Raw genomic sequence first — 19,317 nt, forward strand, 5'->3', positions numbered from 1 at the left:
GGCGTGCCCGGCTCGGGCGTAGCGTTGGCCGCGGAAAGGAGCCGACGTGGCTGAGACTATGCGTGCTGCACGATTCCATGCCGACACCAAGAAGACTGTGGTGGAGGACGTTCCGATACCCAGGCCAGGTCCGGGAGAGGTCCTGGTGAAGGTGGCCTTCTGCGGGATCTGCCATTCCGACCTGAGCCTGATCAACGGGACCTTCCCGGCGCTGCTGCCGGTGGTCACCCAGGGCCACGAATCATCCGGCACCATCGCCGAACTCGGCGCAGGGGTCACCGGCTGGCAGGTGGGCGACCGGGTGATCCCGGCGGCCGGAAGGCCCGACATGACGTGCCGCAACTGTCGGCGCGGAGACCTCGCCCACTGCCTCGGCATCCAACTGATGGCCTTCGCCTACGACGGGGCGTGGGCGGAGTACACCGTCGCGCAGGCAGGCGGGCTCACCAGGATTCCCGACAACGTGCCCTTCGAGCAGGCCGCGATCCTCGCGGACGCGGTGTCCACGCCCTACGGTGCGGTGGTGCACACCGGCGAGGTCAAGGTCGGCGAGGTCGTCGGGGTGTGGGGTGTGGGCGGCATCGGCACCCACATCGTGCAGCTCGCGCGACTGGTCGGGGCGGTCCCGATCCTCGCATTCGACATCAACCCGGCAGTGCTCGAGCGGGCCCTCGACCTCGGCGCCGACTACGCCTTCGACTCCCGTGACCCCGACCTGAGGAAGAAGGTCGCCGAGGCCACCGACGGCCGCATGCTCGACGTCGCGTTCGATGCGGCCGGGTTCGCGGTGACGTTCTCCCAGGCACTGGACTGCCTCGGCGTCGGCGGTCGGCTGATTCAGGTCGGCCTGAGCGACCAGGAGGCCAGCCTGGGCACCACGACCGCGTTCGGTCTGTCGAAGAAGCAGGTCAAGGGTCACCTCGGCTACGAGAACGCCGACATCGAGACGCTGGCGGAACTGCTCTCGCGGGGCCGACTCGACGTCTCGCGTTCGATCAGCGAGATCGTCTCGCTCGAGAACGTGCTGGTGGGCATCGAGAAGCTCGAGAAGCACGAGGGCAACCCGATCCGCATCCTCGTCAAACCCTGAGCGGTGAAACCGGATCCGCCGCTCGTGTCGGTGGCCCGCGGTACGGTCCCGGCATGGGCTACGAATTTCAGGTGACCGTCGACTCCGCACGGCCGCACGACCAGGCAAAGTGGTGGGCGCAGACCCTCGGATGGCGGGTCGAGCCGAGTGACGAGGACTTCATCCGAGGCGTCGTCGCGGCCGGGCACGCGCGGGAGGAGGACACCGAGGTCTACGACGGCGTCCTGGTCTGGAAGGTCGGTGCCGCGATCGGCGACCCCGAGCACCCGGACCGCCCGCGAGTGCTCTTTCAGCTCGTCCCCGAAGCGAAGTCGGTCAAGAACAGGCTGCACCTCGACGTGCGGGTCGGCGAGGACAAGCAGGCAGTCGCGGACGGGCTCGTCGCGCGCGGCGCGACAGTGCTGCACCACGGCAGTCAGGGACCGTTCTCGTGGATCACCATGGCCGATCCGGAGGGCAACGAATTCTGCGTCAGTTGACCGGACCGCCCGGGATCACCGGTAGGCCCCGGGCGTCTCGCCGGTCCAGCGTTTGAACGCGCGCCGGAACGCGCTCGGTTCGGAGAACCCGAGCCGAGCGGACAGGTCGTCCACGGACTCGCCGCGCGCGAGCCCGGAGATCGCCGCGTCCCGGAGCACCTCCTCGCGAAGCTGGTTCAGCGAGGTGCCCTCCTGCCGGAGCAGCCTGCGCAGGTGCGGCACGCTGATCGAGAGCATCTCGGCGATGTCGTCCGCGGTGGACGTTCGGCCCCTGACCCCGGCCTCGAGCACCTTGCGCACCTGCGCCGATGCGCTGCTGTCGTAGTCGCGTTCGGAGAAGAGCCGGTTCGGCGACTCGCGCAGGTACTCGAGCAGGGTCTCCTCGGTCTGGATGACCGGCGCCCGCAGCAACGAGTTGCCGAACTCGATCGCGGCGACCTCGGCGTCGAAGGTGACCGGCACGCCGAAGATGGCGTCGTAGCTCTTCGCCAGCTCCGCATCCGGTGCCGGATAGGGGAGTTCCATCGCGACCAGCTTGACCCGCCTGCCGACGAGCCAGGCCGCGAACCGGTGCATCAGCATCAGCACGAAGTCCGTGAGCAGCCGGTCCGCCGCCCGTGCCGTCGCCGGAGAGAGCGTGCGCGACCGGGTGGGCATCTGCACCAGGAGGCGGGTGGTGGACTCGCCCGTCTCCAGGCGCAGCGGGGGCATACCGGGCAGCGCCCGGGTCACGTCCGCCATCCGCTCGAGCGCGCTGCCGAGGTCCAGGCAGTGAATGAGCGCCAGACACACCAGCTTGAAGGATCCGCGCGGAACCGGCGCCGCACCGAGGCCGAACAGTTCGTCGTCGGTGAGCTGCCAGGCGGCCTGGGTGAATCGGGTCAACTGGTCCGGCGTGATGCGCGCCGACTGGTCGCGCAGCACCGCGACGGACACCCCTGCCGCGTCCAGGGGGAACGCCATGTCGAACCCGCCGTCCTCGGCTATCTCGGCGGCCCGCCGGACGAAGTCCGCAGGGACGGTGCGAGTGCTCATGACCCCGCGAGGCCGTGCAGTCGCTCGGCCGCGTCGGCCAGCACCTCGTCGCGTTTGCAGAAGGCGAAGCGCACCATGTGATTCCACGGCTCCTTGTGGTCGGCGAACACGCTGACCGGGACCGCCGCCACGCCCACCCGTTCCGGCAGGGCCCGGCAGAAAGCCAGACCGTCGGTCGCGCCGAACGGGGTGATGTCCGCGCACACGAAGTATGTTCCGCCGCTCGAGCGCACCCCGAATCCGGCCTCGGCCAGCGCGGCGGAGAGCACATCGCGCTTGCGCTGCAACGACTCCCGCAGCGCGACCACCCACTCCTGCTCGTGGCGCAGTGCGTACGCGACCGCAGGCTGGAACGGCCCGCCCGCGACGAAGGACATGAACTGCTTGGCGGTGCGCACCGCGTCGACCAGTTCCGCCGGCCCGCACACCCAGCCCGTCTTCCATCCGGTGACGGCGAAAGTCTTCGCCGCGCTCGAGACGGTGATCGTGCGCTCGGCCATCCCCGGCAGCGAGGCCAGCGGGGTGTGCCGGCGGCCGTCGAACACCAGGTGCTCGTACACCTCGTCGCTGAGCACCAGCAGGTCGTTCGCGATCGCGAGTTCCGCAACCGCGGCCAGCTCGGCGTCTGTCAGCACGGTGCCGGTCGGGTTGTGCGGGGTGTTGACCACGAGCATCCGGGTGTTCGGTCCGACCGCCGCGCGCAGCGCGTCGAGGTCCAGCGCGAAACCGTCGCCGTCCGCGACGAGCGGCACCGTGCGGCGCACGCCGCCCGCCAGCGCCACGGCGGCGGCGTAGGAGTCGTAGTACGGCTCGATCAGCACCACCTCCTGCCCGGGTTCGACGAGCCCGAGCAGGGTCGCGCTGATCGCCTCGGTCGCGCCGACGGTGACGAGCACCTCCGTGTCGGGGTCGTGCGCGAGGCCGTAGCGTGCCGCCCGATCCGCGGCGATCGCCTCCCGCAGTACCGGCATGCCGGGCCCGGGCGGGTACTGGTTGAGACCGTCCGCGATCGCGGCCCGCGCCACGTCGAGCATGGCGCGCGGGCCGTCGGTGTCCGGGAACCCCTGACCGAGGTTGATCGCGCCCGTCGACGTCGCCAGGGCCGTCATCTCCGCGAAGATCGTCGAGCCGAAGGGCTGCAGGCGCGAGACCGTCTGCGAATGGCGTGCTGCGGGCATTGTCACAGCTTATCGGCCGTGTGGAGGTGATCGAGACCCGAGGCTTCGCCCGAGGAGAGCCCTGCGAAACGCCCACTGTCACATTTGCGGTCGCTGTCTCGTCCACTGAAGTAGACGCACGAAATGAGCTGTCACCCTCGCCGAGAAGGAAGCAGGAGACCAATGACTCGAATCGCACCGGTCGCCCCGAAGGATGCCGGACTGCTGGTCAAACTCGCCTACTGGTACGCAGGACGCAGGTACGGCGCAGTGCCGGAGCCGTTCACCGTGCTCGCGCACCACCGCAAGCTGTTCGTGGCGTCCGCGCGGCACGAGATGGCGGTCGGGAAGGCCTCGACCGTGCTGCCCGGCAATGTCCGCGACATCGCCGTGTACCGGGTGGCCTGGACGGTCGGCTGCTCCTGGTGTGTCGACTTCGGGTCGATGCTGATGCGCCTGGAGGGCCTCGACGTGGAACGGTTGCAGCACATCGGTGACTACGACACCTCCCCGCTCTACAGCGACGACGAGCGCGCCGCGATCGCCTACGCCGACGCGATGACGGCCACCCCGACCGAGGTCACCGACGAGCAGGTCGCGGATCTCGAGCGCCGGTTCGGCCAGGCCGGGGTCGTGGAGCTGACGTACCAGATCTCGCTGGAGAACCAGCGGTCCCGGATGAACTCCGCGCTCGGGATCGTCGACCAGGGTTTCAGTTCGGGCGACGCGTGCCGGGTGCCGTGGGCTGATCAGCCAGAGGCGGGTCGGGAAGCCGGACGCCGGTGAGTTTGTCCGGGTTGGCGATGTCGTAGGCGGCCCAGACCTTCCCGTCGCGGACGGCGAACCCGCCGACCCGCGACGGGAAGCCGGGGTGCGTCGCGTCCCCGGGGAATCCGCGGGTGAACATGCCGAGCTGCCCGTTGACCAGGACGGGTTGTGCGGCCAGCAGTGCCTGCGGTCCGTAGCGATCCATCAGTCCGAGGAAGAACCGGGCGAACTTGTCGGCGCCGTGGATGACGTTGACCGCGGTGCGGGTGGTCCCGTTGGCGTCGCCGATCACCAGCGCGTCGGGGTGCAGTGCATCGAGGACGGCCTGGAGGTCACCGGTCGACATGGCCGCCATCAGCCGGCCGACGGCCTCGGCGTGCCCCGGGTCCGGCGCCGGCACGTCCGCCCCAGAGACGGTGCGGCGGGCCCGTGAGGCGAGCTGGCGGCTGCTCGCGACGGAGGTGCCCAGCACCGCGGCGATCTGGTCGAACGGGACCCCGAACCCGTCGTGCAGGACGAACGCGGTGCGCTGGTCCGGGCCGAGCGTGTCGAGCACGATCATCGCCGCGAGACGGGCGTCCTCGCTGCGGACCACCTCGTCGAGCGGGTCGGCGGCCGCGGACGTCCCGAGCTGCGTCACGACGGGCTCCGGAAGCCACTGTCCCACATAGCTTTCCCGCCTGACCGCGGCGCTGCGCAGATGATCGAGACAGATACGTCCGACCACGGTGGTCAGCCAGCCCCGCAGGTCCCGGATGGCGTCGGCGTCGGTATCGCTCAGTCGCAGCCACGCCTCCTGGACCGCGTCCTCCGCATCGGCGACGCTCCCGGTCAGTCGGTATCCGACCGACAGGAGGTGGCTGCGGTGCGATTCGAAGTCCTCGACGAGGGCGGCGACGGGCATAGCTCGATCCTGCTACAGCGGGCGGGGACCTGGCACCCCTCGGTAGGGTCGGACCATGCGATTCGGAATGTTCGTGCCGCAGGGCTGGCGACTGGATCTGGCGGGCATCGACCCGGCCGACCAGTGGAATGTGATGAAGGGCGTGACACTGCGCGCCGAGCAGGGCCCGTGGGAGTCGGTCTGGGTGTACGACCACTTCCACACCGTCCCCGTCCCGACCGAGGAGGCCACCCACGAGGCCTGGTCGCTGATGTCGGCACTGGGTGCGGTCACTTCGACGATCCGGCTCGGCCAGATGTGCACGGCCATGAGCTACCGCAACCCCGCGTATCTCGCGAAGGTCGCCGCCACCGCGGACCTGATCTCGGGTGGCCGCATCGAGATGGGCATCGGGGCAGGCTGGTACGAACACGAATGGCGCGCCTACGGGTACGGCTTCCCGCCGCCGGGTGAGCGGCTGGCGCGGCTGGACGAGGGCGTGCAGATCATGCGCCAGGCCTGGACCACCGGCTCGGCCACCCTGGACGGCAGGCACTACCAGGTGGACGGCGCGATCGTGCAACCGAAACCGTTGCAGGAGGGTGGTATTCCGATCTGGATCGCCGGGGGCGGCGAGAAGGTCACGCTGAAGATCGCCGCCAAGTACGCGCAGTACACCAACTTCGACGGCACCCCGGACGTGTTCGCGCGCAAGTCCGACCTGCTCCGTGAGCACTGCGAGCGGGTCGGTACCGACTTCGACGCGATCGTGCGCTCGGCCAACTTCAACGTCGCGATCGGTGTCACCGAGGCCGACGTCGAGGCCCGGCTCGCGCAGACCAGGGACCGGATCGCGCGGTACGTGGGCAACGAGCTCGCCGAGGCCTCGATGGCGGCCTTCCGGGGCATGCCCGCCGTGGGTACCCCCGCGCAGATCGTCGAGAACCTCACCGGACTGCGGGAACAGGGCCTCGGCTACGCGATCTGCTACTTCCCCGAGGCTGCCTACGACAGCACCGGAATCGAACTGTTCGAGCGCGAGGTGATCCCTGCGCTGACCGGATAGGAGGGCGTGATGTTGATACGCGAGCTGACGAGCGAGGGTCTGTGGCTGACACCGCCGACCGTCGACGACGTCGAGTCGATCACCCGATGCTGTCGGGACGAGGAGATCGGGGAGTGGACCACCCTCCCGAAGCCCTACGGACTGAAGGATGCCGAGCGGTTCGTGACCAACGTGGTCCCGGCCGGCTGGGCCGACCGCAGCCCGATCTGGGCCTTGCGGCACACCCCTCGCGGTCACGTGGTCGGGATGATCGGGCTCGGCGCGGCCGACGTCTCGGCCGCGGAGCTGGGGTTCTGGCTCGACCCCGCCGTCCGCGGGCGAGGGCTGATGGGTGCCGCGGTCAACCTGGTGTGCGACTTCGGGTTCGAACCCGACGGACTGGCGCTCGAGAGAATCGAGTGGCGCGCCTTCGTCGGCAACACGGACTCGGCCGTCGTCGCGCGCAGAGCCGGCTTCCGGTTCGAGGGCATCCGTCGCGCGGGCGGGGTGCAGCGCGGGCGCAGGCGGGACGAGTGGGTGGCGGGGCTGCTCTATGCCGATCCGCGCGAGCCGGCGCGCGGCTGGCCCGAGATCGACTAGCGCAGGTTGTCGGGCAGGTCGGCCTCGGCGATCGGGATCTGCTGGTTCTCGGCGCGGGGCACGTCCTCGGCCAGCGGGATCGACTTGGCCAGCAGCTTCCACTCCGCGCCACTGATCTGCTCGGTCGCCCGCCGGATCACCTTGGGGTCGCGGGTACCCCACGCGATCGGCATCGGGCTGACCATCTGCCAGGTGTCCGCGGTGGACTTGTTGCTCCGGTCGGACAGTACGGAGATCGACGGCACGCGCTCGCCGACGTGGGTCAGCGAGTGCCCCGGCAGGGTGCGGATGTTGCGGGTCACCAGCGCGTAGTGGGGCCGGTCCGCGGTCGGCTTCGCGGTGTTCACCAGCGCCAGCAGCGTCGCGCCGCGGGGCCGGGGCACCGCCACCACGGCGGGGACCAGCTCGCCCTTGGCGTACAGCTCCTCGATCGAGCCGACCTTGCGCGGCGCCCAGTACGCCATCCAGAGCGTGGTCAGCGCGATCACCGCGACCACCACGCCCACGACGTACGACCACGGGTGCGCCAGCGTGAACAGCCACGCCGCCAGCGCGGCGAAGAGCAGTCCCGTGATGACGGACGACCACCGCAGCCGACGGACGTCGCCGAGGGTCTCGTTGACGGACTTGGCGTGGGCATGGTCTACGGGGAACTCGAAGCGGCGCACGGTTGTATTCCTACCCGATCGCCGGTCCGAGCAGGTCGTCCGCGTCGGTGATCCGGTACGCGTACCCCTGCTCGGCGAGGAAGCGCTGCCGGTGCGCGGCGTACTCGGCGTCGAGGGTGTCGCGTGACACCACGGAGTAGAAGTGGGCCTGACCGCCGTCGTGCTTGGGTCGCAGCAGCCGCCCGAGCCGCTGGGCCTCCTCCTGCCTCGACCCGAAGGTGCCCGAGACCTGCACGGCCACCGACGCCTCCGGCAGGTCGATGGAGAAGTTGGCGACCTTGCTGACCACCAGCGTCTGGATCTCGCCGCGACGGAACGCGTCGAAGAGGGCCTCGCGTTCCTTGGTCTTGGTCGAGCCCTGGATGACGGGGGCGTTCAGCGCCTCGCCGAGTTCCTCGAGTTGGTCCAGGTACGCGCCGATGACCAGGGTGGGGGAGTCCGGGTGCTTGGCCAGGATCGACTTCACCACCGCGATCTTGGTGTGCGCGGTCGAGCACAGCTTGTAGCGCTCCTCCGGCTCCGCCGTCGCGTACGCCATCCGTTCCGCGTCGGTCATCGTCACTCGGACCTCGATGCAGTCGGCGGGGGCGATCCAGCCCTGCGCCTCGATGTCCTTCCACGGCGCGTCGTACCGCTTGGGTCCGATCAGGGAGAAGACGTCGCCCTCCCGGCCGTCCTCTCGGACCAGCGTTGCGGTCAGCCCGAGCCGGCGGCGGGACTGCAGGTCGGCGGTCATCCGGAACACCGGCGCGGGCAGCAGGTGCACCTCGTCGTAGATCACCAGCCCCCAGTCGCGGGAGTCGAACAGTTCCAGGTGCTTGTACTCGCCCTTGGTGCGACGGGTGATCACCTGGTACGTCGCGATCGTCACCGGGCGAATCTCCTTGCGTTCGCCCGAGTACTCGCCGATCTCGTCCTCGGTCAGCGAGGTCCGCGCGATCAGTTCGCGCTTCCACTGCCGGCCCGCGACGGTGTTCGTGACCAGGATCAGCGTCGTCGCCTTCGCCTTGGCCATCGCCGCCGCGCCGACCATCGTCTTGCCCGCCCCGCAGGGCAGTACCACCACCCCGGAGCCGCCCGCCCAGAACGAGTCGGCGGCCATCTCCTGGTAGTCGCGCAGTTCCCAGTGGCCCTCCTCGAAGGCGAGGTCGATCGGGTGCGCCTCGCCGTCCACGTATCCGGCGAGGTCCTCGGCGGGCCAGCCGATCTTGAGCAGCATCTGCTTGAGGTGGCCTCGCTCGGACGGGTGCACGATCACCGTGTCCTCGTCCACCTTCGCGCCGAGCATGGGGGCGATCTTCTTGTGCCGCATCACCTCGGTGAGCACCGCCCGGTCCAGGCTGACCAGCGTCAGGCCGTGCGCGGGGTTCTTCACCAGCTGCAGCCGGCCGTAGCGGGCCATGGTGTCGACGATGTCCACCAGCAGCGGCTGCGGGACCGCGAACCGCGAGTAGGTGACCAGCGCGTCGACCACCTGCTCGGCGTCGTGCCCGGCGGCCCGCGCGTTCCACAACGCCAGCGGGGTGACCCGGTAGGTGTGCACGTGCTCGGGCGCGCGCTCGAGTTCGGCGAAGGGCGCGATGGCCTGTCGTGCCTGACCGGCCAGTTCGTGGTCGACCTCGAGCAACAGGGTCTTGTCGGACTGGACGATCAGCGGTCCATCGGTCACGTGCGCCTCCTAGCGATGACAACCACTCCATTGTCCACACTTCGTGGCGGAAGCGTCGCGGCCGAGGAGTGCGGCCCCACCGGTGGCAGCCCGTGTCCGCACCGTTCGGACCTGTCGGGTGCACGTGCAGAATGGAGGTATTTCCCGCGAATGCGGGAAATACCTCCATTTTCTGTGCACTACCGATTTGCGGTCAGGTTTTTCCTCGTGTCCATCACCTGGACCAGTGCCTCGGAAATTCCTGCCCGGTAGCCGGCGTCCCTTTCGGTGAGTCCCGCGGTGGTGTCGAGTTCATTTTCCAGCCTGTCCTGGATTCGATCCAGGGCCATCAGCATCCGTTTCACGGAAAATCCTTCTGTTCTTCACGGCAGGGGATGGCAGGGAATCCCGATTGCTGTGCTCGTTCGTCGAGGACGAAGATTTTCGCCGACGTCACGGCCGCCCGGTAGCCGCGGGTCCGGGCCTCCGGGAGGAAGTCCGGGCCGGAGAGTTGATCGAAGCGCTGGTAGAGGAAATCCAGCACCCGTAGGTCGGGCGGCGCGACGAGGTCGCGGTGTCTTGCGGAAGCCATGATGTCTCGTGAATCAGTGGCGCTTCCGCTTGCGGATCAACTCGCCGGATTCCACCGCCCGATCCCGTTTTTCCGCACGCCTTTCCTTCAGTGACTGTGCGGGTTTTTTCAGGCTCTTGCCCGGTTTCTTGTCTGCCATTGTCGCTCCTGAATTCGAAGTGGCAATCACTGGCCCCGACCATACGTCATTTCGCAGAAAAAGCCAGTCGCGCCGGCAGACGCGTTGGTCCGCCGAAAATTATCGGTTCAGTCGACGAGTGCGACGCTGGTCACCCGATGCAGCGTGAACCGCCGGACCGCCCCGGAGGCGGGGTCGAACGCGTCGAGCTGACCCCCTCCGACGCTGACCGGGTCCACGATCCGCTCCGACGCGACGCCCTGCGCGTCGACATAGCCGATCCGCACGCTGCGCTTGACCCGGGTGGCCAGCTGCAGGAGTGCGACGGTGGCCGCGCTGCTGGCCCGGCTGCCATCGGACCGGACGCCCTCGCCGCGGGGCGCCGTCGCCGCCCGCTCGCCGGCCCGCAGCGCCCGCACCAGGCTCGCGAGCTGCTCGTCGCTCGGCGCCGAGGGGGTGCGCACCGGCCGTTGCCGCCGACGCGAGACCCGCGCCCCGCGCGGTCGCAGGTCGACGATCGAGCCCGAGGAGTCCTCGCCCGCCGGCGCGAAGCCCGCCGCTCGCAGTTGCTCGAGCACCTCGGCCAGCGAGGCCTGCGAGATCGCGACGGTCGGGGCGAGTGCGCGCAGGGCCAACGGCTCGGCCACGGGGGAGGAGAGCACCTCCGCGAGCAGGGCCGGATCCTCGCACCGCACGAACGACGAGGCGATGCCGGCGCGCAAGCGGCCGTGCCGCCGCGCGACGTCGTCGATCAGGTAGGTCAGCGCCTGGGGTACCGAGGTTCTCGAGTGATTCGCGAACAGTGCCTGCAGTTCCGCCGCGCTCAGGCCGGCGTCGAGGGCCCGCCGCACGCTCGACTCGCCGATCCGGTACATGGTGGCCGCGCCCGCCGACTCGACGTCCGCGACCAGCGTGATCTGCTCCTGCAGGTCGGGGACGAGCGGGCCCGGCGCGACGACCGTCAGGTCGGCCTGAACGAGCACGTAGTCGATCGGGGCGGGCAGCGCGGCCGTCATCTCCGCCAGCACCGATTCGGGCGGCGCGCCGTGCAGCAGGCTGCGGCCGGGGGAGGCCACGGCGCCGCGAGCGACCAGCCCGACCGCGGTCGCTTCCGCGAGGGTGTGCTCGACCGCGCCCGCGCCGAGCCGGGCCGACCACCGGGGACGCCGCCAGGCCACCGCCGCGGCGATCTCCGCGACGGTCGCACCCTGGCCGGTGCCGAGCTCGGCGACCAGTTCGAGCACGAACCGGCGGTCGCGTGGTGCGCCGGACGCGCGGACCTCCTCGGACAGCGCGGCGATCGGCTTGTCGTTGGCGTCGCGGAGACCGACCGACCAGGGGCGGCGTGGCATCTCGAGCCAGGCCTGCGCGATCGCCTGCCACCGCTGCGCGGTGCTCGAGTTCAGCCAGGCGTCCGCGGCCACCGTCGGCGCCCAGTAGTCGTCGCCGGTGTCCGGGGTCGGCAGCGGGTCGGGTGCGCCGCTCGAGATCAGCCCGGCCGCGGCGAGCAGCTCGGCCAGCAGGCTCACCCGGGTTTCGTCGATGCCGGCGGCCTTCGCCAGCCTGCGGGTCTCTCGTACCCCGAGCCCGCCCGCCTTGAGGGTGGGGGCGGGTTGGTCGCCGAGCGCGGCGATCAGGTCCTCGCAGTGCCGGACGAGCTCCAACGCCTCACCGGCCGCGGCCGCGTTGACGTCGGCGATCTTGTGCTTCTTCGCGCGGACCGGCGGCGGCGTCAGCGCGGTCGGGTCGGTGACCGTTTCGCCGCGCAGTGCCTGACCCACCTGGTACGGCAGTTCCACGGTCTGTTCGTCGATCCAGTGCAGCAGGCCGAGCGCCAGCAGGCGCTGGACGGGCCGGTCGGGTGGGGTGCCGGGCGCGGCGTCGCGGGTGCGGCCGATCGGCGAGCTGGTCGCCAGGGTGCCGAGCAGGCGGCGTTCGGCGTCGGTCAGGGTGTCGAGCGCCGCTGCGATCTGGTCCGCGGACATCACCTCGCCCGGCTGGTCGATGCGCCAGGTCACCGCGCCCGCCGCGGCGACCGCCACACGGAGCGTCCGGGTACCCCAGACCAGCGCCCGCGCGCGCAGCGCACCGAGGGCCTTGTCCACCGCGCGGACGGGGGCACGGCCGGCGAGCGCGTCGGTCAGTTGTTCGCGGCGCACGCCGACCTCGGCCGCCCGTTCGAGGGCGAGCAGGCCGAGCAGCGTCAGCTCGAGGACGTTGAGATCGTCGGCGGCGCGGAGCACCGAGGCGCGCTGCTCGGCGCGGGCGGCAAGCACCGACGGGTTCGCGGGCGGCGGGACCGCCAGGTCGGGGCGCAGTCGGAGCAGCTCCGCCAGCTCGGCATCGCTCCGCGCGGCCAGCCAGAGCGCCAGGCTCTCGGTCGCCGCGGCGGTGCCGTCGGGGGTGTCGGCGGCCGGGGCAGCACCTTCGGTGTCGGTCATCCCCTTCAGATTAGATACCTGGGGTGGTCCGGGCGCGGCCTCGGTGTCAAAATGGCCTCGTGGCTAACAATTCGAGCAAGCGATATGTAGATCCAGGCTGGCCGGCGGCGGAGATCCAGGACGGCGACCACGCCGTCACGGAGCTGTCGTCGTCGCGCTCCGGTGGGCTGTCCCCGTTCGGGGAGGACACCGAGTTCCCTCGCCCCGTGTCGGAACTGCCGTACGCACACCCGCACACCGTCATCAACCGCTGACGGCCGGGCATGGAGAAAGGCCCCGCACCTTCGAGGTGCGGGGCCTTTCTCGTGAGTCGAGCCGTTGGCTACTTCTGCAGGAGCGCCTTGGCGGCGTCGTACGCGGCCTGGACCTGCGGGTCGATGGTCACGCCGTGCGCCTTGACTGCCTCGAGAGCGTTGTCCAGGCTCCGCACCACGTCGGCGGTGCCGTTGGTGGCCGGGATGCTGGGCGCTGCGGGAATCTCGACCGCGGCCGCCGGGGCAGCCTTGGGGGTCTCGACGGCCTTGGCGGCGGGCGCGCTGCGCGGGGTGGAGCCGCTGGTCAGGCCGAGGCTGGAGGAGCAGGACGGCCAGGCGCCCCAACCCTGCGAGGCGAGGACCTTCTCGGCGACCGCGATCTGCTGCTCACGGGTGGCCTGGTTGGCGGTCGCGGCGTACTGCCCGCCACCGTGCGCGTTCCAGGTGCTGGGCGAGAACTGCAGGCCGCCCTGGTAGCCGTTGCCGGTGTTGATGCCCCAGTTGCCGCCGGCCTCGCACTGCGCGAGCCGATCCCAGTCGGAGTCGGGGGCAGCGCCTGCGGGGGCCGCGAAGGCCGCACCCGCTGCGCCGAAGACTGCGGTGGTGACGACGACCTTGGCGGCGGTCTTGCGCGTGTTCGTCGGTTTGCGATGGCGTCCAGCGGTCATGGTTCGTTCCTCTCCGCACGCGCCTGCGAGGTCAGCTGTCGGGTTCGGGCTGAGAGGTCGCCCGGCCGTGACCGCATCGTGATCGACGCGATTTCCGGCTTCACCCCAAGGAAGGCCTGTTGCTCGCCTACCGGTGTCCGCTGGGGACGTGGGTCCCCCGTCCTCGTCCCTGGGTAATTCGTGGGAATCCGTTCCGCGGGACAAGGTTTGGCGCGGCGGTCGGGATTGGCCGAACTTCCGGCCGTCCATGACCGTACGTGGCCGACGCCGGTGAGTCATCTCCTACGGATTTTTCGCGATCTTCGGCGTTTTGCCGGGACATTCCGCTGTTTGTGCAGGTCAGGCGACAGGTGTCGGTCCGAGACCCTCTCGTGATCGGGTCGTTATGTGAGGCAGATCACATGCGAGCTGGGGGCTGACCTCGGGTTCCGACCCGCCCCGCCGGGCCAGCGTCCCGACCACGGTGACCGCGGTGACGACGAAGAGCAACGGGTACGCCGCCTCGAAGACCGGAGCAAGGGCGGCGGGCGCGGGAACCATGAACAGCCCGATCGCCCACACTCCGTCCGGGAACCGGTGCGCCCAACACAGCAGCGGGGCCGCGAGGGCCACCGGCAGCGCGAACGAGAGCACCCGCGACGAGCGGAGCGCGCGGTCGAGCGCCAGGACGATCAGCGGGACGAACCACACCCAGTGGTGTCCCCAGGAGAACGGTGAGACGGCGCACGAGGTCAGTCCGCACATGGTGGTCGCGAGGAGGTCCTGGCCACGGCGGTGTGCCAGATGCACGGCCGTCATGCCCAGGACCGTGAGAGCGGCTGCGACCGCCAGCCACAGCAGCCGCGGCGGTTCGGCCTCGTGCAACAAGCGGGCTATCACCCCGGCGGCGGACTGATTGGCCGGCCAGGCCGTCTCCCCGATCCGGGTCGACTGGCGGAGGGTGACGGTCCAGTACGCCCACGAGTCGGAGAAGAGCACGACGAAGCCGACCGCGACCGTGGCGGCCAGCGTCGCGGTCGCGGTCGCCGCCGCCCGCCACTGCCGCGTGACCACCAGTTGGACGATGAACAGCGCCGGCGTCAGCTTGATCCCGGCGGCGAGTCCGACGGCGAATCCGCGTAGCCGACTGCCCTCGGGCCGACCGAGGTCCCAGAGCACGATCAGCATCAGCAACAGGTTGATCTGGCCGAGCCAGATGGTGGTCCGCACGGGTTCGAGCCAGCTGAAGATCACCGTCAGCAGCGCGCTCACCACGTACAACGTGCGGTCCGGCCGATACCCGAGCCGGCGCCAGCACAACAGCACCACGAGATAGAGGAAGGCGAAGTTCGCGAGGTAGCCGAGCAGGCTGGTGAGGTCCGGGGACAGGGCCCGCAGTGGGGCGAACAGGATCGCGGAGAACGGTGGGTAGGTGTACCACATGCCCCCGTGCAGGGCGTGGTCGTAGAGGCCCGCGCCGGTCAGCACGGTGGCGCCGCCGCTGCGGTAGACGAGCAGGTCGAGACCGTTGCGGAACAGGCCCCACAGCGGAGCGGCGAGCGGGACCACCCGGTCGTGTGCGAGGACCACCGCGGCGGCGAGGGCCGCGAGCGTTCCGACCAGCCACGGTGTCGAGGGGAGCGACCGCCCCGCAACCGGGACGGTGCGGGGCGGGGCGCTCACGAGCCGTAGCTCGTCGGGTAGCTCGGCGTGGAGCCGACGTCGACTATGTCCTTGCCGAGCGGCATCAGGGAGATCGGCACCATTTTCAGGTTCGCGATCGCCAGGGGGATTCCGATGATGGTGATGGCCATGGCGATGGCGCTGACGATGTGACCGATGGCCAGCCAGATCCCGCACAGGATCAGCCAGATCACATTGCCGACGAGGGAGCCGAGCCCCGAGGTCGGTTTACTGACCACCGTCTTCCCGAACGGCCAGAGCGCGTACACGCCGATCCGGAACGCGGCGATCCCGAACGGGATGGTGATGATCAGAATGCAGCAGATCACCCCCGCCACGAAGTATCCGAGGGCGAGCCAGAGGCCGCCGAAGACCAGCCAGATGATGTTGAGCAGGATCCTCATTGGTCGTCCCTTCTTCGAACGCGCCGTCCGGACTGGAGTGCGGACACGATGCCGAGCAGGAATCCGAGCGGGCAGGCGAGTGCCAGGAGGTACAGGGCCAGGCCCGGTTCGTGGCCGGTCGCGTAGATCACGAAGATCGCGACGATGGCGGCGATGCCGAGGGCGAAGAGGATGAGCGCGATGCGCAGGGTCACGGCGCCGCGGGGGGACGATTCACTGGCCACGCTTCAACGTTATCCCGTGAAATCCCCGGTGCCCCTACGAGGCGCGCGGGGGTAGACTCCGATTGTCGCGTCCCACACACGGTGGGGCGCGTTCCTTTATGTAGATGAGCAGGTGAACGCAGTGCCTACCGGCAAGGTGAAGTGGTACGACGTGGAAAAGGGCTTCGGCTTCCTCGCCCAGGAAGAGGGTGAGGACGTCTACGTCCGGTCGTCTGCGCTGCCCGCGGGTGTCGAGGGACTGAAGGCGGGCCAGCGCGTCGAGTTCGGGATGGCCGCGGGCCGTCGGGGACCGCAGGCGCTGAGCCTGAAGGTGCTGGATCCGGCCCCGACGCTCCGGCAGGGCGGCGGTCGCCCGGCCGACGCCGCCCGCAAGCACACGCCCGACGAACTCCACGGCATGGTCGAGGACATGATCACCCTGCTCGAGGCGAAGGTGCAGCCCGACCTGCGCAAGGGAAAGTACCCGGACCGCAAGACCGCGCAGCGGATCTCCGAGGTCGTGCGCGCTGTGGCCCGGGAACTCGACAGCTAGTACGTCTGGATCGCCCACACCGGGGCGAGGCCGCCGTTGGTCGGCAGCTGGATGATGACGCCGAGGAGTTGCTCGTCCTTCCCGGACGGCACCGTCACTGCGGCAGCCTCGCCCGGTGTGTAGTCGCGGTACCCGTTGAACACCTCACCCGTCTTGGGGTTGCCGATCTGCACGTTCAGGCGCCAGTCCGAGTTCGACACGTCCTTGGGCAGCGACAGCTGCAGCGGCTGGCCCTCCGGAACGCTCAGGTTCGTGACCTCGAGTCCGGCGCACGCGAGGTTGGCGTCGCACACGCCGGCATGCACGTCGACGGTCTTGTAGTGCGCGTACGCGGTGACCGTCGGCAGGGTCTCCGGGGCGTCGTGGACGAGCACGGTGACCACGGCGGCGAGGCCGCCTGCGGCCACCAGTGCGACCACCGAGAGTGCTGCGATGGTCTTCTTCGTCCGGGCTTGCAGAGTCATCGAGTTCCGTTTCTGGTTGGGGCGTCAATCGGCGCTGGAGACCGCTTCCGGGATCTCCTGGTTGGCGACGTCGGGACGTTTGCCGCCGAGTCCGGGGAGCAGGGTCGAACCCCGGTAGCTGAGGACGGTCTGGATCAGACCGAGGACGAGCACCACCGACACCACAGTGAACCCGATCCAGTACTGGGTGGGCAGCAGGACGCCGAGCGCGCCGCCGACCACCCAGCTCAGCTGCAGCACCGTCTCCGAACGTCCGAACCCGGACGCGATGGACTCCTCCGGCAGGTCGTCCTGCAGCGAGGCGTCGAGGGAGACCTTCGCCAGCGCGCTGGCGGCGGATGCGACCAGCGTGGCGAGGGCGGCAGTGAGCAGGTTGTCGCCGAACGCGGCGATGATCGCGACCGCGGTGACCGCGATCGTGCACCGCAGCACCACCACCGCCGGCTTACCGAGCTTGAGCCGGGCGCCGGTGGCGTTACCGGCGAAGTTGCCGATGCCCGCGGCCGCGCCGACGAGCGCGAGCATCGCGGCCTGCTCCAGCGGGGCGTGCTCGGTGCGCGACTTCGCCACGAACGCGATGTAGAGGGTGAGGAATCCGGTGAGCACCCGGATCGTGCTGTTGCCCCACAGTCCGGTGATGACTGCGCGGCCCAGCGGCTGGCGCCGCTTGCTGGCCTTGACCGTGTCCTTGTGGTCGCGATCGATCACCTGGGTGTCGGCGTCGTCACCGTGGTAGTGCAGGGTGGCGGGCACCTCGCCCTCGGTGACCTCGACCCAGGCCGGTATGCGCATGCTCAGGTATGCGCCGAGCACGGTGATCAGTGCGGTCAGCCACAGCGCCCCGGCAGAGGAACCGCTGACGAACGCGACGAGACCGGCGAGCGCGCCTGCACCGATGGTGCCGCCGATCAGACCGAACACCGTCAGCCGTGAGTTGGTGCGCACCAGGTCGATCTCCGGTGGCAGCACTCGCGGCGTGACGGCGCTCTTGAGCACCGAGAACGACTTGCTCAGCACCATCATTCCGAGCGCACAGGGGTAGAGCGCCCAGCTGTCGAAGTTGAAGACGAGCACGACCGCGAGGACGGTGCGCAGCGCGAAGGAACCGGCCAGCGCGATTCGCCTGCCGTGCTGGAGGCGGTCGAGCGCGGGCCCGATCAGCGGGGCGATCACCGCGAACGGGGCGATGGTGATCAGCAGGTACAGGGCGACCTTGGTCTTGTCCTCGCCGGTGGCCGCGGAGAAGAACAGCGTGTTGGCCAGCGCGACGGCGACCGCGGCGTCGGTCGCGAAGTTCGCCATCACCGCGTAGGTGAGGGCCGTGAGGCCGGACTTGTCGGCACCGTCCGCCTTGGCGGCGCGGTGGAAGGTGGCGATGCCCTTGTTCGTCAGTTCTCGGCTGCGCATGGCGGCCACCCGCGTGACCGTCAGCTTCCGGGGAATCGGCGGCGGCTTGGGCGCGCTCGGATTCGGCTGCCGAACCTGCTCGGTCGGCGGATCCTCCCGGCGGGTGTTGTCGACCGGGTGCAGTGGAGGCAGCGGCTGACGACGGCCGGCCACCCGCCGCGTCGGCGGATAGTTCGCGTAACCCGGATGCCCCTCGCCTCGACCGCGGTCGTCGGACTGCCGACTCCCGTTGGGGTCGTAGGGTTCGCGAGGTCCGGTCACTCCTCAATTCTGTCCTAGATCACAGACGAAGGACCACACGCCCCACACGGCGTGTGGCGGGGCGGTGGGTGGGAGCCGTCTTTCAAGGCGAATTACGAGACGAACCGCACCTCGAACAGCTTCGGGTAGTACTTGCCGGTGATCAGGAACCGGTCCGTCCCGGGCACCTGGGCGATCCCGTTGAGCACGTCCACGTTGCGCGACTCGGCGTCGGTGAGCAGGCCCGACGCGTCGACAACTCCGGTGATGCGGCCGTCCGCAGGGTCGATACGCACGATGTAGGGGGTCCGCCACACGTTCGCGTACACCCTTCCGTCGCTGGCACATTCGAGCTCGTTGAGGTTGCCGCGCGGCTTGCCGTCGAGCGTGACGGCGACGCTGCCGCGCGGCTCGAAGGTGACCGGGTCGCGGAAGGTGAGCCGGTCGCTGCCGTCGCTCGACACCAGTCGGCCGGGCTGCGCGCACAGGCCCCAGCCCTCGCCGTCGAACCGGGCCCGGGACCGCTCCGCCAGGGTGACCCGGTCGCGGGCCAGTGCCACCCCGTCCTGCCAGGTCCACTGCCAGACGGTGTCCCCGGCCACGGTGACGCCCTCGCCGAACATGTCGTCGGGAACCGGCACGCGGGTCCGCTCGACGCCGGTGGCGAGGTCGCGGGCGCTCAGGTACGACTGCCCGGTCAGGCCGGTGCCCTCGAGCAGTTCGCCGTCGGAGACCTCGAGTCCCTCGGTGAAGGCGGTGGGGTCGTGCGGGTGCGTCGCGACCACCTCGGCCCGCAGGTGCTCGACGCCGGCAGCATCGGCCGGGGTGGTGTCCCGGGCGCATCCGGTTGCGGCGGTGAGCGCCACCGCGGCGACGACGACGGTCCGGCGGAGTGACATCAGACCAGCATGGCAGCCCGACCTGCCCCGCATTTGCTG

At 69.9% G+C, this 19,317-nt stretch carries 23 protein-coding genes and 1 riboswitch; of the genes, 7 read left to right on the plus strand and 16 right to left on the minus strand.

Annotation, left to right across the window (positions count from 1 at the left end; all coding sequences use genetic code 11):
- Nucleotides 1-46: 46 nt before the first annotated feature.
- Together ACFVH2_RS11465 and ACFVH2_RS11470 are read left to right on the plus strand one after the other, a co-directional pair.
- A complete protein-coding gene (locus ACFVH2_RS11465) occupies nt 47-1,090 on the plus strand; it encodes a zinc-binding dehydrogenase (protein ID WP_378424531.1) in 1,044 nt (347 codons plus the stop codon).
- A gap of 53 nt (nt 1,091-1,143) precedes the next feature.
- Complete coding sequence (locus ACFVH2_RS11470; protein WP_378424533.1) at nt 1,144-1,569, plus strand: VOC family protein; 426 nt, start codon at nt 1,144-1,146, stop codon at nt 1,567-1,569.
- A gap of 15 nt (nt 1,570-1,584) precedes the next feature.
- Here ACFVH2_RS11470 and ACFVH2_RS11475 read toward each other — a convergent pair whose 3' ends face one another.
- Nucleotides 1,585-2,604, minus strand: a complete 1,020-nt coding sequence (locus ACFVH2_RS11475) for an AraC family transcriptional regulator (protein WP_378424535.1) — start codon at nt 2,602-2,604, stop codon at nt 1,585-1,587.
- Nucleotides 2,601-3,782 carry a pyridoxal phosphate-dependent aminotransferase gene (locus ACFVH2_RS11480; RefSeq protein ID WP_378424537.1) on the minus strand — a complete coding sequence of 394 codons (1,182 nt, stop codon included), beginning with the start codon at nt 3,780-3,782 and terminating at the stop codon, nt 2,601-2,603. Before ACFVH2_RS11480 ends, ACFVH2_RS11475 begins: the two co-directional genes overlap by 4 nt.
- Nucleotides 3,783-3,944: 162 nt before the next feature.
- Between ACFVH2_RS11480 and ACFVH2_RS11485 the strand changes: the two genes are divergently transcribed.
- On the plus strand, nt 3,945-4,547 hold the full coding sequence (locus ACFVH2_RS11485; RefSeq protein WP_378424539.1) for a carboxymuconolactone decarboxylase family protein: 603 nt from the start codon (nt 3,945-3,947) through the stop codon (nt 4,545-4,547).
- On the opposite strand, the gene ACFVH2_RS11490 is transcribed toward ACFVH2_RS11485, so the two are convergent.
- Nucleotides 4,474-5,433, minus strand: a complete 960-nt coding sequence (locus ACFVH2_RS11490) for a sigma-70 family RNA polymerase sigma factor (protein WP_378424541.1) — start codon at nt 5,431-5,433, stop codon at nt 4,474-4,476. The two genes, ACFVH2_RS11485 and ACFVH2_RS11490, sit on opposite strands and share 74 nt — an antisense overlap.
- A 55-nt stretch (nt 5,434-5,488) precedes the next feature.
- Between ACFVH2_RS11490 and ACFVH2_RS11495 the strand changes: the two genes are divergently transcribed.
- Entirely contained in the window at nt 5,489-6,478 is a 990-nt protein-coding gene (locus tag ACFVH2_RS11495) for an LLM class F420-dependent oxidoreductase (protein WP_378424543.1), read from the plus strand.
- A gap of 9 nt (nt 6,479-6,487) precedes the next feature.
- Nucleotides 6,488-7,057: a GNAT family N-acetyltransferase gene (locus tag ACFVH2_RS11500; protein WP_378424712.1), complete on the plus strand. Its 570-nt coding sequence runs from the start codon at nt 6,488-6,490 to the stop codon at nt 7,055-7,057.
- Here ACFVH2_RS11500 and ACFVH2_RS11505 read toward each other — a convergent pair.
- The 6 genes from ACFVH2_RS11505 to ACFVH2_RS11530 all read right to left on the minus strand — a co-directional run bounded on the left by ACFVH2_RS11505 (nt 7,054) and on the right by ACFVH2_RS11530 (nt 12,524).
- Nucleotides 7,054-7,725 (minus strand): DUF3239 domain-containing protein, encoded by a 672-nt coding sequence (locus ACFVH2_RS11505; protein ID WP_378424545.1) that lies wholly within the window; start codon nt 7,723-7,725, stop codon nt 7,054-7,056. The genes ACFVH2_RS11500 and ACFVH2_RS11505 overlap by 4 nt on opposite strands.
- 10 nt (nt 7,726-7,735) lie before the next feature.
- A complete protein-coding gene (locus ACFVH2_RS11510; RefSeq protein WP_378424547.1) occupies nt 7,736-9,394 on the minus strand; it encodes a DNA repair helicase XPB in 1,659 nt (552 codons plus the stop codon).
- Nucleotides 9,395-9,573: 179 nt separating this feature from the next.
- On the minus strand, nt 9,574-9,738 hold the full coding sequence (locus tag ACFVH2_RS11515; protein WP_378424729.1) for a hypothetical protein: 165 nt from the start codon (nt 9,736-9,738) through the stop codon (nt 9,574-9,576).
- Nucleotides 9,735-9,965, minus strand: coding sequence for a hypothetical protein (locus ACFVH2_RS11520; RefSeq protein WP_378424549.1), 231 nt, complete (start codon nt 9,963-9,965; stop codon nt 9,735-9,737). Before ACFVH2_RS11520 ends, ACFVH2_RS11515 begins: the two co-directional genes overlap by 4 nt.
- A 13-nt stretch (nt 9,966-9,978) precedes the next feature.
- Nucleotides 9,979-10,104, minus strand: coding sequence for a hypothetical protein (locus ACFVH2_RS11525; protein WP_378424551.1), 126 nt, complete (start codon nt 10,102-10,104; stop codon nt 9,979-9,981).
- Nucleotides 10,105-10,211: 107 nt separating this feature from the next.
- Nucleotides 10,212-12,524, minus strand: a complete 2,313-nt coding sequence (locus tag ACFVH2_RS11530) for a helicase-associated domain-containing protein (RefSeq protein ID WP_378424553.1) — start codon at nt 12,522-12,524, stop codon at nt 10,212-10,214.
- Between the two features lie 59 nt (nt 12,525-12,583).
- Between ACFVH2_RS11530 and ACFVH2_RS11535 the strand changes: the two genes are divergently transcribed.
- Nucleotides 12,584-12,778, plus strand: coding sequence for a hypothetical protein (locus ACFVH2_RS11535; RefSeq protein ID WP_378424555.1), 195 nt, complete (start codon nt 12,584-12,586; stop codon nt 12,776-12,778).
- Nucleotides 12,779-12,846: 68 nt separating this feature from the next.
- On the opposite strand, the gene ACFVH2_RS11540 is transcribed toward ACFVH2_RS11535, so the two are convergent.
- The 4 genes from ACFVH2_RS11540 to ACFVH2_RS11555 form a co-directional block, all read right to left on the minus strand.
- Nucleotides 12,847-13,446: a transglycosylase family protein gene (locus ACFVH2_RS11540; RefSeq protein WP_378424557.1), complete on the minus strand. Its 600-nt coding sequence runs from the start codon at nt 13,444-13,446 to the stop codon at nt 12,847-12,849.
- A 4-nt stretch (nt 13,447-13,450) separates the two neighbouring features.
- Nucleotides 13,451-13,654, minus strand: a riboswitch (cyclic di-AMP (ydaO/yuaA leader).
- Nucleotides 13,655-13,785: 131 nt separating this feature from the next.
- Entirely contained in the window at nt 13,786-15,108 is a 1,323-nt protein-coding gene (locus ACFVH2_RS11545) for a glycosyltransferase 87 family protein (protein ID WP_378424559.1), read from the minus strand.
- On the minus strand, nt 15,105-15,512 hold the full coding sequence (locus ACFVH2_RS11550) for a YccF domain-containing protein (protein WP_378424560.1): 408 nt from the start codon (nt 15,510-15,512) through the stop codon (nt 15,105-15,107). Before ACFVH2_RS11550 ends, ACFVH2_RS11545 begins: the two co-directional genes overlap by 4 nt.
- Nucleotides 15,509-15,736, minus strand: a complete 228-nt coding sequence (locus ACFVH2_RS11555) for a hypothetical protein (RefSeq protein WP_378424562.1) — start codon at nt 15,734-15,736, stop codon at nt 15,509-15,511. The genes ACFVH2_RS11550 and ACFVH2_RS11555 overlap by 4 nt, the downstream gene beginning before the upstream one ends.
- A gap of 121 nt (nt 15,737-15,857) precedes the next feature.
- Here ACFVH2_RS11555 and ACFVH2_RS11560 point away from each other — a divergent pair, with 121 nt between their 5' ends.
- Nucleotides 15,858-16,268 carry a cold-shock protein gene (locus ACFVH2_RS11560; RefSeq protein ID WP_378424714.1) on the plus strand — a complete coding sequence of 137 codons (411 nt, stop codon included), beginning with the start codon at nt 15,858-15,860 and terminating at the stop codon, nt 16,266-16,268.
- Here ACFVH2_RS11560 and ACFVH2_RS11565 read toward each other — a convergent pair.
- The 3 genes from ACFVH2_RS11565 to ACFVH2_RS11575 all read right to left on the minus strand — a co-directional run bounded on the left by ACFVH2_RS11565 (nt 16,265) and on the right by ACFVH2_RS11575 (nt 19,278).
- Nucleotides 16,265-16,732 carry a DUF2771 family protein gene (locus tag ACFVH2_RS11565; RefSeq protein WP_378424564.1) on the minus strand — a complete coding sequence of 156 codons (468 nt, stop codon included), beginning with the start codon at nt 16,730-16,732 and terminating at the stop codon, nt 16,265-16,267. The two genes, ACFVH2_RS11560 and ACFVH2_RS11565, sit on opposite strands and share 4 nt — an antisense overlap.
- Before the next feature lie 24 nt (nt 16,733-16,756).
- On the minus strand, nt 16,757-18,400 hold the full coding sequence (locus tag ACFVH2_RS11570) for an MFS transporter (protein WP_378424567.1): 1,644 nt from the start codon (nt 18,398-18,400) through the stop codon (nt 16,757-16,759).
- 92 nt (nt 18,401-18,492) lie between these two features.
- The gene (locus ACFVH2_RS11575) at nt 18,493-19,278 is read right to left on the minus strand and encodes a glutaminyl-peptide cyclotransferase (RefSeq protein ID WP_378424569.1); all 786 of its coding nucleotides are present in this window, start codon (nt 19,276-19,278) and stop codon (nt 18,493-18,495) included.
- Nucleotides 19,279-19,317 lie beyond the last annotated feature (39 nt).

The sequence above is a fragment of the Rhodococcus sp. NPDC127527 genome (assembly GCF_042672245.1).
GTDB lineage: Bacteria > Actinomycetota > Actinomycetes > Mycobacteriales > Mycobacteriaceae > Rhodococcus_G.